The sequence below is a fragment of the Cryptosporangium aurantiacum genome (genome assembly GCF_900143005.1).
Classification (GTDB): Bacteria; Actinomycetota; Actinomycetes; order Mycobacteriales; family Cryptosporangiaceae; genus Cryptosporangium; species Cryptosporangium aurantiacum.
Genome location: NZ_FRCS01000002.1, coordinates 685,271 through 699,543, shown reverse-complemented (window position 1 = coordinate 699,543; position 14,273 = coordinate 685,271). Strand labels below are relative to the sequence as shown.

The window sequence follows — 14,273 nt, the reverse complement described above, 5'->3', positions numbered from 1 at the left end:
ACCTATCGTAGGGAACCTGCGGCTACAGCCGTCTCGTTCAGAAACACGGTTGTGGAAAAAGGAGCGGGCCGTGTCGACGACCAGCCCAGACGGGCTCGCCCGGGTCACCCTCGCCGCACCTCGCCGCCGGGTCGACCTGGCGCTGCCCGAGGCACCACCGCTCGCCGAGCTGCTGCCGGTGCTCCTGCGCCACGCCGGAGAGGGGCTCGCCGACGACGGGCAGGTTCACGGTGGATGGTCGCTGCGACGCGCCGACGGCGAGCCGCTCGACCCGGAGAAGCCGCTCGCGGCCCAGGAGATCCGGGACGGCGAGGTGCTGCACCTGGTGCCCCGGCGCACGGAGTGGCCGGAGCTCGACTACGACGACCTCGCCGACGCGGTCGCCGCCGGTGCGCGGCGGCAGGGCCGGGCCTGGTCGCCGGCCGTCACCCGGGTGACCGGCCTCGCGGTCGCGGTCACGTTGCTGCTGGCGGGGCTCGCCGCGGTCCTCTACTCCGGACTGACGACGGGCGCGGTCGGGGTGGTGCTGCTGGCGCTGTCGGTGCTACTCGCGGTGCTCGGTGGGGTGGTCTCCCGCGTGCTGTCGGACTCGGTGGCCGGCGCGGTCGTGGCCGGTGCCGGGCTGCCATACGCGTTCGTCGGTGCGGCGGTGGGGCTGGCCGAATCCACCCGGATGGGGGCGTTCGGGGCCGGGCAGGTGCTCATCGGGTCGGTCGCGCTGATCGTGGTCGCGGTGGTCGGCTACGTCGCGGTGGGGGACATGGGTTCCGTCTTCGTCGGTGGGATCGTCGCCGGGCTGTTCGGCGTCCTCGGCGGTCTGCTGCCGTCCGTCGGTGCCGGCGCGGCCGGGGCGACCGCCGTGGCGGTCGGGCTAGCGTTGCTGGTGGCGCCGGCGTTGCCGCTGGTCGCGATGCGGCTCGGGCGGGTGCCGCTGCCGACGCTGCCACGATCGACGGACGAGCTGATGGCGGACGCGCCACCGATGCCTGCGCGCCGCGTGGTGTACGCGGCGGTCGCCCGGTCGGACGACGTCCTCACCGGTGCGCTGTTCGGCGTCTCGCTGACGATCGGCGTCGGGTCGGTGCTGCTGGCCCGCACGTCCGACGCGACGGCAGCGGCGCTCGTCGCGGTGGTCGCGTCGGCGTTGATGCTGCGCGCACGGCTGCTGGCGACGATTCGGCAGCGGGTGCCGATGCTGGTCGCGGGGCTGGTGGGGCTGGGTGCCGTAGCGGTCGGGCTCGGCGACGCGGTGGGGCCGTCGTTGGTACTGCTCGGGGCGGGGTTCGCGCTGGCGGCCGGGTTGGCGTACAGCAGGCGGCCGCCGTCGCCGTATCTGGGGCGGTTGGCGGAGTTGTTGGATGTGGGGTTGGTGTTGGCGGTGGTGCCGTTGGTGTGCGGGGTGCTTGGGCTTTTTGGGTATGTGCGGGCGCTAGGCGCTTGAACCGGGCCCCCGAGTACTCCCCGGATCAATCGGCCGCCCCGCATAGTCCGTGTAATGAATCTCGCCATCCTCCCTGATCGACGGCAGGACGGACCGATCGCCTCGCGCGAGGCGGACCAGAGCCCAGTCTCCGCCTTCCGCTAGGAGGTAGATGTTGCTGAAGTCCGCGAGCCACACTCGGCCGTCTGCCGACATGACGAGTTCGGTGTCGTAGTGCGCCGCGACCCATCCGATCGGCGTGACGATCTGATCGAGGAGTTCTTCCAGGTAGGCGAACAGGTCGAAGACGGGGCTGTGATCCTGAGGTTGGATCGACCACACGTCTTCGGGGGTCCGCTCGATCGTCAAGCCACCGAACTCGGACAGGAAACTGCGGGCCGAGTCTGCGACTTCTACGGGTGGCGGATCATCAGCGGTCAGTGCGCGAAGGCGCTCCGCGTAGCGGTCGAGGTCGGCGGCGGGGACGGTGCGGCCGGGATACCAGCCCGCCTTCCGCAACTCCGCCTCCACATCCTCCGGAAACCGCCCCAGCGGCGCCCGCCGACTCCGCGCGATGATCTCGTCCACCGGCAACGGCGGCCAGCTCGTGAGCTCCCCGCTCACGCCGTCCACCACCACCCGCGCATCCCCGATGCGGTCCGGCAGCACCCCGGCGTCCCCGGGCGGCGTGACCGTCCAGGCCACCCACCCCCCGTCGAACTCCCGCAACCCGACCTCGTCCGCAGGCACCCCGAGCCGCCGGGACGCCCGCTCCGCTGCTTCCTCACGGCTGACTATGGCGCGCTCCCACCCTCGCTACCGCTCCTGACGTCCTCAGTCTCCCGTGGCCCACCCCCGCAGGCATCCCGATTGCCCCGATAACGCGGCCACCCCTCTCTATCGTGAGAACACCGGGCCGAGCCGCGACCGACCAGAGCGGATAGGGCGATGGCTTCCAGGAAAGACCAGCTGCAGTCGTACCAGTTCCTCGTCCAACGGTTCGTCTCTGCGCTGATCATGCGCGAGACCGACCCGGCTCAGGTGCCGTTCCGCCGTCTCGCAGGCGCGGCGTTCGCGAGCGTCATGGTCGCGGTTCTCGCGCTCGCCGGCGTCGGCATCTACGGCCTGCTCCGCCCGGGCGGCGACAAGTCCTGGCAGAGCGGCCGCGCGATCGTCGTCGAGAAGGAGACCGGCACCAAGTTCGTCGTCCGGGACGGCGTCCTGCATCCGGTCGCGAACTACGTCTCCGCGGTCCTCATCCAGGGAAGCACCAAGACCGACTCCGTCGGCCGTTCATCGCTCGTCGGTTATCCGCGCGGAGCGCGGCTCGGGATCGCCGACGCGCCCGATTCCCTTCCGGCTGCGAATCAACTGCTCGACGGTCCGTGGTCCCTGTGCATGCAACCGCAGAAGGACGACGCTCCGGTGAGCGTTCTCGGGGTGGGCATCACCCCGCAGGGTGGCCACGAGCTGAAGCAGAAGGCCGTCGTCGCGCAAGAGCGGGGCTCGGGAGACGCGTGGCTGATCACGAACGGTCGGCGGTTCCCGATCACCGACCAGGAAGCGGTGCTGCCGGCCCTCGGGCTGAACAGCCAGCCCCAGTTACCGGTGTCCGAGGCGTGGCTCGGCGGACTGCCCAGCGGGGATGCGCTCGGGCCGCTGGACCTGGCGAACATCGGCGCGCCGACGGCTGCGCGTGCGGACGCCCGGGTCGGGCAGGTTTTTGTCGCCGAATCCGCGGCGTATACGGTCGCAACCGCCGACGAACTGCTGGCGGTGACCCCGCTCCAGGCCGCAATCCAACTGGCCGACGACGCGACCGAGGCCGCCTATCCGGACGGCGAACCGGTTGCGCTGGAGATCCCGGCGAACGAGGCCCCGCAGCCGAAGGAGCCCGACACTCGGCCGGAGGCTCCGCCTGCGACGGCCCCGACCGGCGACAGCGACATCCGCGCGACCTCGGCCACCTGCGCGGCGTTCAGCGGCGCCGCGGGTAATCCGAAGATCGTCGTCGACAGCGAACCGCTGGCCTCGTCCACGGTGACGTCCGCGTCCGCAGAGGACGCCGTGCTGGTCGACCGGGTAGCGCTCGAGCCGGGCCGCGCAGCGCTGGTCAGGGCGTTGCCGACGCCGAACGCGGATTCCGGCACGCTGTACCTGATCTCCGATGACAAGCGACGGCACCCGTTGAGCAGCGCTGAGGTCGCTGCGGTGCTCGGATACCGCGACGTTCGTCCGGTCGACCTGCCCGCTGCGCTCGTGGAGCGGCTGCCCGTCGGCAGCGAACTCGATCCGAAAGCCGCTACCCGACCGGTTACGTGAACTGATTTCCACACCACTCCGTGTGATTGCGGAGGGACGGTGGATAGCCGTTTTCCTCCAGCGGCGGTCACTACCGTCGCTGCCATGATCCGACGGGGGTGAGGCTTCCGATGAGCATGCGCGCGAACACCGCGACGATGATCAAGACCGAGAAGGACGTCGACGGCGTCGCTGACCGGCTCACCGCAACACTGACCGCGTTGATGAACGAGCTGACGCCGCTGCAGTCGGCCTGGCTGGGCCAGGGCGGTGCGTCGTTCCAGCAGGTGCGCGAACGGTTCGATCAGGACATGGCGCGGTTGAACCAGTCGTTGCGCTCGCTGGCCGAGGCGGTCGGCACGTCCGGTCGCACGTACGACGTCAGCGACGAGGAGATGAAGGCGGAAATGCAGGCGGCCGGTGCGACGGCCGGTTCCATAACGGCTGCGCTGCAGCTCTGACCCGGGGAGAGAAGCATGCCGTACGGTTCCGACGAGATCGCGGTCAACTTCGCCTCGCTCACCAAGGCCGCGGAAGACATCCAGGGCGCGATCGGCAAGATGACGTCCGAACTCGACGCTCTCGAGCGCGGCGTGCAGCCGCTGATCGCGACGTGGGACGGTGAGGCGAAGGCCGCCTACCTGGTACGCAAACGCGGGTGGGACAGCGCGTCCGCCGACCTCACCCAACTGCTCACCGGGATCAAGGCCGCGGTGATGAAGTCCGCGGAGATCATGGCGGCGCGCGAGAAGCAGAACGCATCGATGTTCAACGGCTGAGGCCACACCCCTTTGATGACGCGCCGGGGCGCGAGCACGCCCCGGCGTCGGCATCTACGCGCTCGTTACTGAGCGGATCGTATTCATTGCGTCGAGTGAACGAGATCGAACGAAACCGCCCCGAGATGACCATTCGGCTGCTTTCCTGGTAGAGGCCGCAAACCCGAAACCCGGAACGCGAGGGCCGTGGGGAAGCGCCAGGAAGTGGCGGGGCGCGGAGAGAAGGGCTACACGTCGTGGACCCACGTGGCTTACAAGCGCGCGCCGACGAGCTGATGGAAGAGTTCCACCGCCTCCGCGACGGAGTCGGGGAGCTACAGCAGCAACTCCGAACGATCGAGGTGGTCGTCCACTCTGACGACCGACTGGTCACCGCCACCCTCGGCCCGCGCGGGCAACTCGTCCGCCTGGAGCTGGACCCCCGCATCTACCGGGACCCGAACTCCCGCGAGCTCGCGTCGAAGATCACCGACACCATTCAGAAGGGTGCGCGGCAGGTCGCGGACCGGACCCTGGAGCTGTGCCGGCCGTTCCTGCCGGAAGACGACGTCCGGACGCAGCTCGACGGTGATCTCGACACGTTCTTCACCCGCCTGGACAACGACATCTTCGGCGGGGACGCGTTCCGATGACCGAGGGCAACACGTTCCTGCAGCCGAAAGCGGCTGCACGGGCGGCTGCGGAACTCACCACGATCGCCGACGACCTGGAGCGGAAGCTCGGCGCCTCGGCGGTGCGCATCAGGGCCATCCACGCGAAGGGCTCGCAGGTCTGGGGCAACGACGCACCGGGCGACGAGTTCCTGAAGAACTACAACCGGGGTAGCCGCGGTGCCGCCGACGAGGCGCTGGACGCCACCACGCTCTACACCGACGTGCTGACCGACGTCGGACCGGCGATCACCAACGCGATCGACGGCACCGTCGACGTCGACCAGGCACTGGGCGACGCAATCAAGAAGCTGACGGCCGAGCCGGCAGGACCTCCGCCGGCGGGCTGACGAGACCGGGCGCATCGGGGGCGCGCAATGACCGGAATCGAGCAGTAGCCGATGGCCGTCTGGAAGCCGGACTTCGGCGAATACGACTACGTCTGGGACTTCATCTGTGGGGTCTCGGCGGGTAACCCGTGGCCGCGTGGCAACGAGGACGATCTCTGGGAGCTCGCTGCCGAGTGGGCTGAGGTCGCGCAGGCGCTCAACGTCGCTATGCAGGACGCAGGCCCGGTCGTCAACAAGTTGATGGCTGCCTGGGGCGGTGACTCCGGTTACGCGTTCCTCGGCCTGTGGGAGGTGCTCGGCCAGTCGCCGGAGTCGGGGCTGGGCGCGATCGCCGAGATGGCGGGCTCCCTGTCGTCGATGAGCGACAACGCGGCGATGGAGCTGCAGTACAACAAGCTGACGACGCTGATCACGGTGATCATCACGATCATCAGCGTGTTCACCGCGCTGGTGGCGGCGTTTTTCACCGGCGGCGGATCGGCCGCGACGATCCAGCCGATCATGATGGGCGGCCGGGTCGCGGTCCAGCGGTCGTTCGCGCAGCTCCTGCGCAACATCGCGCGTAAGGCCGTAGAGAAGGAGCTGCGCAAAGAGCTCCTGAAGAAAGTATCCAAGGACGCGCTGAAGAAGGTCGTCACCAAGGAAGGCCTCCGCAAACTCGGCAAGGAGGCGGCCGAGGAACTCGTCGAGGAGCTGATCGAAGAGGTCGTTCTCGTGGATGGCCTGGCCCAGGCCCTGCAAATGATGGACGGGCGGCGGGACAGCTGGGACGTCTCAAAGTCGGCGGCCGCAGCGATCGGTGCAACGGTCGGCGTGCCGATCGGTATGGGGGTCGCGCCCGCCGTGCAATGGGCCAAGAACGCGGTCGGACGCCGGGTGGGCAAGGAGCTCTCCGCGACCACGATCGAGCGCATCAACCGGGGCATCGAACGCGTGAACTCGCCGACGACGCGTCTCGAGGGCGTCGGCAAGCATCTTCTCGCCACACCCGGGCAGGCGCTGACAACCGGGCTGGTCAACAGCGTGACGTCGCCGACGTCGAGCTGGATCGCCAACGGCGTGGTCTACGGGAACTGGGAGTACCCCAAAGACTCGATGATGAGTTCCGCGCTGGCCGGCGCGAGCCGCGCGAACACGATCTCACCACCGCAGCTGGCGGCCGCCACACTCACCGGCGGATCGATCGGTTTCCGTGAGACGCTGCTCGGCTCCCATCCGGCCGCTCTCAAACTCGACGGCTTCGCCCCGACCGGCGGCGCCCCCGTCGCACCGGTCCAGGTTGACGCCGTTCCCGGTGGAGGCGGGCTCGATACGGGCCAGAGCGTCACCACCGCACCCCCGAGCAGCGCGCCGTCAACGAGCGAGATCTCCGCCGCGCTGGCGCCCGCCCCGGACCCAACGGCTGCCCCGCTCGCGTCCCCTGCGTCCCCCGCCCCGGACCCAACGGCCGCTCCGCTCGCGTCCCCTGCGCCCCCCGCCCCGGACGCGACGGCTGCTTCGCCTGTGCCCGCTGCCCCGGACGTTGCGGCCGACCCGCCGGAATCCGCTGTGTCTTCGGACCCCGCGGCAGCCGCAAGCGCATCCTCGGATCTGACGGCCTTCCATTCGCCGACGCCCGATCCCACCGCGAGCCCACTTCCCCCACATATGGACGGGTCGTCGACAACCGCCGGCCTTGTCATCGATGCCCCTGAGATCTCGATGCTGTCCACGCCGAGCGCTGCTGGGAGCCCGTCGATCACCGCGGTAGGAGGCGGATCGGTCGAGCAGGGAAAGGCCGCTACTGTCAGCGCTCCGGTGCCTACCGCTAGTCAGGTGTCGACGTCCCCCAGCGGAGTGCCGGCGGCAAATTCCGTCAATCCCGCTCCCGCCCCGCCTGCCGCCGCCGCATCGCCGAGCAATGCAGAAAACGGCGCACTCGCGCCGTCCTCTCGATCAGTCGATAGTCTGCCCAAAACGGGCGAGGCGGATTCTCGTATTAGAAATTCGGTCGCTCGGAACTTGAGCGATGAACTCCATCGGAAGGTGTCGTCGTCGCCCCAAGCTATGACGCCGAATTTGAATGTGCCCGCGGCACCCGCCGGCGCGCCCAAGGATGGGGAGCCCTCACGAAGGCGCGGACGGACTGACCCTGCAACTGTGCCTGATCCCGATCCCATCCCGCGCTCGTCGAGCCTCACTGCGAACGGTGGGTACTCATACGATGCGCCGACCCAGACCGCGGATCCGAGCCGTGATCCTGATCAGCAGATCGCTGACGTCGTACGAGAGCTGGCGAACAAAGTTCGGACGGAAGCGCGGGATCAGCAGTGGGGAAGAGGCTCTCGGAACCAGAGGATGCCGAGAAGTGCGTCGGCATTGTTGACCAGAGATGGGGTTATACGTTCGCATACGAGCCTGAAGGGGATTTCGGCTAACCCGCCGATGCGGCATCCGTATTTGCAGGAAATTTTGGATGCCATACAGGCGAACCCCCCGTCATCGAAGGCTCCCTTTCCGACCTGGCACGGGTACTGCTCGGAAGTTGCGGTCATATCAGATTTCCTACATGACTTCGATCTCTCTTATTCGGGACCCGAGAATGAGAAGCGAGATGCAGCGAAGGCTGCTCTGGCTGGTGCACGTATCGCGAGCGTCGAGATCGAATGGGACCTGAAGAAACATGGCCTGAACAAGGACCCGTGTCCGTCCTGTGAAGTGCTATTACCGAAGCTCGATATCGCCGTGGTGGAGGTCAGCGATCCGCCACCACGCGATGAGGAGCCACCGGATGCTGCAAGCATTGAGACTCCGGGGCATTCGGGCGGGCGGCCGATCGGGGAGCCCGGGGGGCTGGACAGGCCGGCCCTCGGGGATCAAGTGGCTCTGGAGCGCGCGGTGCCGACCGGCATCGACGGGCGGCCGGCGCGGTTCCCGGACCCGCTGGGACGCTGGCTGGGCCTGGTCAACGACGGCGGCCCCGACGCCACGCCGTTCCGCGCCAACAACTGCCTCGACACCGGCCTGAGCCTGCTCGGCACCTGGCTCGGCAACCCGCAGGTCTCCGCGCCGCGCACCGCGGAGTTCACCGCTGACGGCGAGCCCTCGACCGCCGGTGAGGCGAACGGTCGCCAGCGCGCCGAGGAAACCCTCGGCGCCACCTTCAAGCATCAGGGCAGCACGCCCGGACCCGCCTACGCTGCGATCGCCGACCAGCTCCGCGCGGCAGGGCACGGGTCCTCCGCGCTCATCATTACCAGCACCGCGCCCGGCCACGGCGGTGGGGCGCACGCCTGGAACGCGGTCAACCACCACGGCACGATCCAGTGGATCGACGCCCAGGTCGGCGACGTCTCGACTGAACCGCTCTACGGCGACGAAGTGGACGGCGTCTGGGCCATCGTCCTGGACTCGAACGGTCGACCTCAGCGGCCGGGCGGTCGGCCTGCGGTGGCGCGCGGTGTTTCGTCCCCCGTTGTTGAAAATGGGAAGCGGGTGCACGGCGGGTCACCCACCACGCCGGCAGCGCAGGCCGTGCCTCGGACCAGCTTCGTGCCCGACGGGCGCGGCGGCTACCTGCCGGACCTCGTGCCCGGCGAGTTCCTCGCCGCGGCCGGGAAGGTCCGGCCGGAGGACTTCGGGAACGGTCTGGTTTCGGCGATCGACGTTATGGCGGACGCGGTGACCGTGCGCCTCGCCGACGGCCGAACGTCGCGGTTTGAGGTGCGGGTCGCGACGGGGATGTCCGAGCTGGCGACCACTGCGGTTGGTGCCGACCGGAGTGTCGTCACGGTCAACGCGCGTGTCGCACCGGACCAGCTCACACGGGTATGGGTGCACGAGATCGCGGCGGCGCTGCAGGAGCAGCGAGCGGGGCCGTTGGCGCGAGGCGGGTACGTCGACCGTGCGGTGCGGCTCGGAACCGTGCTGTCGGGGAGGCCGATCGCGCGGCGGGCGGTCACTGACCCGTTGCTGGAAGCGCGTCTGAGCGAGCGCCGGTACCTGATGCGGCTGGTGGCCAACGTCGGTAGTGCGACGTCGTTCCACGTGCTGGCGGAGGAGCTGAGCGACCTCGACCGACATCTGGCGAACATGGGTGTGGCGGTGCAGAACCTCCCACCGCCTCCGGTTCTCCCGGATGGGCTGCCGTTCTCCTCGGAGGCGGATCATGCCTGGTCGGAGCCGTGGACCGACGGCCTGTATGCCGACCCGACGCCACCCTGGCTGTTGGAGGGCCGTCCGCCTCTGCTGGACGACCTCGTCCCGCGCACGACATTGGACGGCCGGAGGCTGCACGACGCGATCGCCTCGGAGGTGGAGTCCAGGCTGGTCGGCCCGCGATACGCAGGCTTCTCGACGCGACTGAGCTGGCTCGACGCGGGGATGGACTACCTGAACGTCCACCTCGAGGTCGTCGACCCATCCGGGCGACGTGTCGGCATCGTGCACTTCACGGTCGGCCGTGATGCGTCCGGCCAGCTCTCCGCCCGCCTCGACCGGATGCGGATGGCCGAGAACGTGCGTGGCGCCGGCTTCGCGACGGAGTTCAACCGGAGTCTGGAGCGCTGGTACGTCGAGTCGGGTGTGACGCGGATCGGGCTGCGTGCGGTGGAGATCGGGGCGTATGCCTGGGCGCGCGGCGGCTTCTACTGGGCGTCGCCGGCCGCAGCGGAGTCGGTGTTCCGTCGGCTGCGTGCGGAGCGCGCTCGGGTGGCGGCGCAGGCGGACTTGGTCCGGCGGTGGTTCGCTGGATATGCGGTGCCGCAGGCGGAACTGGAGGTGGTCGCTGCGACGTATCCGGGCGTGGCGCCGGAGACGGTGCTCGCGGATCTGGATCGGCAGCGGGACATTGCTGACCAGCTGCTATATCGGGCGCGGACGTCGTGGTTCCGGGGGCAGGGGTATCCGAGTCCGAATGAGATCGCGCTGGCGGGTCGGTCGGGGTTGGGGACGAGTTGGCTGGGGCAGCGGACGCTGATCGGCGCGGATTGGCAGGGGGTGCGGTGGCTCGTCGCGCCGACTGAGCCCGGCGCGGCGCCGGATGCGAAGCCATCGGATGCCGCCCCGCTACGTCCGGCAGAGATGATGCGGCCCTTCGCAGAGGCATCTGTGGGGCAACGTCAGGGCTCCTTGGCTGACTTGGGCTTCACCGACTTAGCCGACGTGCCGGAGAAGATCCGCGCATCGGTCGAGAAGTCACAGTCCCGAATCCGAATGGTAGATCCTCGAGAGATCGCGTTCACCCAGCGTTCCATCGGGAAGCGGACCTCGCCGCCGGAGTCGATAGAGATCGAGGTGCTGGCCGAGCGCATTGGCGAGGGTTGGAGTGGTGGTCCGCTGCACGGGGTGCAGTGGGGAGATGGATCTCTGGTCAGTATCGACAATCGCCGGCTGACTGCTTCCCGAAAGATCGGCAAGCTTGAGGTTCCGTTCGTCGCGCATGCGCCGGACGAGTCGCTGGAGGAATGGCCGGACTGGGACGAGGATCGCCGGAATCACGCCTCGCTGAAGTCGGATATTCGCGAGCTCGACGATGGGACTTGGGTCGTCGGGGGTCACCAGGGGCGAGTGATCTATGCCGCAGGTTCGGTGCCGGAGACATTCGGTGAACTCGCGCTCTTCCGTGCGGCACTGGGGCGGGATTTGCTGCCCGGCCGTCTCTTTGGATCCACCAGGCTGCCGGTCACGGTTGGAAATCCCGGCAGGCGGAACGAGCAGACGACGGGAACGAACGACGAAGGTGGGTCTGAGCAGGATCATCTGATCGAATCAGATCTGGCACAACTATCGAGCAGCCTCCGCCTGACCTCCGCGCCCGTCTTGAGTCGAAGCCGAGACTCGGTTGCGGTAGAGGCTGAGATTGAGAACGATTACTTCGGGGTCGAGCCTGCTGACGCGGCGGGCGATGCTGCAATCGAGTACAGAGTCGAGCTACCGGGCGGAACGGCATACACCCAGGCCTTGCAGGACGTCGTGGATTCCTTGCTGGCTCGTGGCTACCGACCGCTCACGGCGATAAATACCTGGGCCGAGGGTAATGCCAGGCAGGGCCTCTGGATTTCCTGGAAAGCGCCACACGGCGATCGGCTCGTTCGGATCTCGCTCCCAACCGAAGGGTCCGCGCGCGTCGCCGATCAGGCTTCCGAGTGGCATCAGATCCTCAAGAACCCTCGCGACTCGGCGGTTCGCAAGACTCACGCGATTCTGCGCTTCCTGGAGTTGAACAAACGCGCGATGCCGGACGCGTTCCCGGCCGATCTGCGTCCGCCGCAGGCGCTGGCCGGTGTCTGGCTCAATCGAGACGACAGCTTCGCGGCTTGGGTAGCACAGTTCCCGCGGGTCTTCGAGGGCTACCGTTTGTGGTTGAAGGACGAAGGATGGGGACTCAGCGATGTAGTGGCTGAGTTCGGGCTCGAGGCGCGTGATCTCCCGATCCACCCGGCAGCTGTCGAGAAGCTGGAGAGGCAGGGTCCCGATGGTGTTGACGTACTACGTGCTCTACAAGCGCAGCATCGCGGATCCGGATCCATCGAGCGTCGTCGTCCTGGAGCCGACGACGGCGGACGCGCTGCTCTGGAATCGCCGGGAGCAAGCTTGGGTCTACGATCCGGACGCGGCTCACCTGATCCTCTTCAACCAGGACAACTGGGATCGGTTCAAGGAGGTAGATCGGGCGGAGGCGGAGCGGATTACTCCGGGGATCACGGGAGCGGAGCCGCTGCCGGACGAGGAGACGATCCGCTGGCTGTTCCGGTGGAAGGGCGAACCACCGGGCCTGGATCCCCTGTAGACAACGGCTACGCCCCCGTCGGACCGTTCGCGCGCAGCAACCCACCCCCACCCCTCCACGAAACCCGCCGCCTCCGGAACCGAGGGCTGCGTCCGCTCGAGGACGAGAGTTACCAGGACGACGTCGAGGATGCGCTCTCGACGTCGGGCGGCTATGCGATCGGAGCCGACCCGCGGCACCACCTGTTCGGCAGCCTGATCAACGACGGGGGCATCGAACGGCCGGACCGGGACAACAACTGCCTGGACTGCTCGCTCGCAGCGTTGTCCTCGTTCTATGGCCGGCCGGAGGTGGCGCTGCCGCGATGGCCGGACGAGGTCCCGGTCGGTGCGGAGCCGGAAGGGGAGCGGCGCGGCATTCTTCGGGCGATGTGGTGGCTGGGCGCCGAGACCTGGCTGCACCACGACGACCTCCCCGAGATGGTTGACCAGTTCTGGGCTCTGCACGACAACGTCGCCGCGCTCGGACCGGGGGCGTCAGCACTGGTCGCCAACCTCTGGCAGGCAGTGGACAAGCAGGGAAACCTGCTCTTCGACGAAGAGGGTCAGCCCATCGCTGGCGGCTCGCATGCCACGGTCGTGGTGTACCCGCTCGATGCGGAGGGCCCGGTGTGGTGGGACCCGCAGAGCGGAGAGACGGTCGACGGACCACCGGCGTGGATGGTGGCGGACACGATTGAGCTCTCGTACATCACGGTGGAGCTGGATGGGAGGGTCAATGGTGACGACGGAACCACTGGATACGCAGGAAGCAGCACAGGCCTACCTGGATCGCGTCTTCCGTCCAGGGGTCACGTGGAGCATGCTGCGGTTCGAGTACGGCTGGGCGATCCGGTCGATTCCGGTGACCGAGGAGCAGTTCAGGCAGGACCGGCAGCCGGGACGGTCGACGCTGGTCCTGGAAGCGAACACCGGGCGGATCACGTCCCACGGGCCCTATCCGCAGCGACTCGTGATTCAGCGTTACCTGGCGGCGATCGCGGAGGGACGCCCGCCGGGGGGTTCCCAGATCTATCCGGAGCGGCCTCCGGAGGACCCGGGACCGAACGCGGAGCGGCTCGCCCCGACTCCGCCGGACGGGTCGACGAGGCTGTACTACTTCGCCAGGATCCTGTCCGAGAAGCCCGGCCCGGTGATCGTGACGATCCTGCGGAGCGGACCGGACGGGCATCGGTCGATCCGCTGGAGTCCGAGCGACCGCGCGTGGAAGTGCGGCGGAGTGACGTTCCTGGCGCAGGACCGGTACGCGGCGCAGTTCCGGCTGATCGACCGGGCGGAGGCGGAGCGCCTGCACCGGGAACGTCTCGGGATGAGCATCCCGACCGAGAACGAATTGCATCAGCTCTGCGCGGAGAACCGAGCCGACTGAAAGTGCCGGACGCCGTGCGCGCGGCTGTTGCGGCGCACGGGCTCACCGCACCGACCGACGTCGCGATCGTCGCATCCGCCTACGACGTCGCCTCCCGCTGCACCGCCCCCTACCTGCTAGCCGCCGTCGACCGGCTCCTCGTCCAGCTGACCCAGCGGGCCACCGACGGCACCCGCTTCCTGTTCGTGACCGGCGACGACACCGCCCCGTGGATCGTCGGCCGACTCGCGCCGGACTTTGCCCGCCGCCACGCGCTCTGGGTGTCCTGGCCGCCCACCCCGACGGGTTGGCAGCACCTCCGTACCCAGGACCCGGCCACGATCATCACCGATGACCCGACCGGCCTGCCGTCCGCGCGTCCGCTGCTGCCGGTGTCGGCTCCCGGCAGTTCGCTGGTCAGCCGGATCCACGGCCCGGCGCCTCTCGGCGCGTTCTCCGCCGAGGTCGTGCGCGCGGTACGGGCGGTGGCGCGCGCCGCGGTCGCGGATGTCGTCCGTTCCGCGATGGACGCCGGGCCGCGCGCCGGTCGCGCCGCGGTGTACCGAGCCGCGACCCAACTCGACCGCCAACTGACCGGCCAGACCACCGACCCGGCCCTCGCCTGGTGGGTCCACCCATCCGCGTGACCCGGTGAAC

Annotated in this window: 8 protein-coding genes; 7 read left to right on the top strand and 1 reads right to left on the bottom strand. The window is 68.7% G+C overall.

Annotated elements, in window-relative coordinates; all coding sequences use genetic code 11:
• Positions 1-70: 70 nt before the first annotated feature.
• The gene (eccD, locus tag BUB75_RS09995) at positions 71-1,441 is read left to right on the top strand and encodes a type VII secretion integral membrane protein EccD (RefSeq protein WP_073254642.1); all 1,371 of its coding nucleotides are present in this window, start codon (positions 71-73) and stop codon (positions 1,439-1,441) included.
• Here eccD and BUB75_RS09990 read toward each other — a convergent pair.
• Positions 1,430-2,149, bottom strand: a complete 720-nt coding sequence (locus tag BUB75_RS09990) for an SUKH-3 domain-containing protein (RefSeq protein ID WP_178379812.1) — start codon at positions 2,147-2,149, stop codon at positions 1,430-1,432. The two genes, eccD and BUB75_RS09990, sit on opposite strands and share 12 nt — an antisense overlap.
• A 219-nt stretch (positions 2,150-2,368) precedes the next feature.
• Between BUB75_RS09990 and eccB the strand changes: the two genes are divergently transcribed.
• The 6 genes from eccB to BUB75_RS09960 all read left to right on the top strand — a co-directional run bounded on the left by eccB (position 2,369) and on the right by BUB75_RS09960 (position 14,263).
• The gene (gene eccB / locus BUB75_RS09985) at positions 2,369-3,742 is read left to right on the top strand and encodes a type VII secretion protein EccB (protein ID WP_073254636.1); all 1,374 of its coding nucleotides are present in this window, start codon (positions 2,369-2,371) and stop codon (positions 3,740-3,742) included.
• A gap of 110 nt (positions 3,743-3,852) precedes the next feature.
• Positions 3,853-4,182 (top strand): WXG100 family type VII secretion target, encoded by a 330-nt coding sequence (locus tag BUB75_RS09980; RefSeq protein WP_073254633.1) that lies wholly within the window; start codon positions 3,853-3,855, stop codon positions 4,180-4,182.
• A gap of 15 nt (positions 4,183-4,197) precedes the next feature.
• Positions 4,198-4,500 (top strand): WXG100 family type VII secretion target, encoded by a 303-nt coding sequence (locus tag BUB75_RS09975; RefSeq protein ID WP_073254630.1) that lies wholly within the window; start codon positions 4,198-4,200, stop codon positions 4,498-4,500.
• A gap of 236 nt (positions 4,501-4,736) precedes the next feature.
• Entirely contained in the window at positions 4,737-5,132 is a 396-nt protein-coding gene (locus BUB75_RS09970) for a YbaB/EbfC family nucleoid-associated protein (RefSeq protein ID WP_073254627.1), read from the top strand.
• Positions 5,129-5,500, top strand: coding sequence for a hypothetical protein (locus BUB75_RS09965; protein ID WP_073254624.1), 372 nt, complete (start codon positions 5,129-5,131; stop codon positions 5,498-5,500). Before BUB75_RS09970 ends, BUB75_RS09965 begins: the two co-directional genes overlap by 4 nt.
• A 51-nt stretch (positions 5,501-5,551) precedes the next feature.
• Positions 5,552-14,263: a toxin glutamine deamidase domain-containing protein gene (locus BUB75_RS09960; protein WP_073254620.1), complete on the top strand. Its 8,712-nt coding sequence runs from the start codon at positions 5,552-5,554 to the stop codon at positions 14,261-14,263.
• The last annotated feature ends 10 nt before the right edge of the window (positions 14,264-14,273 follow it).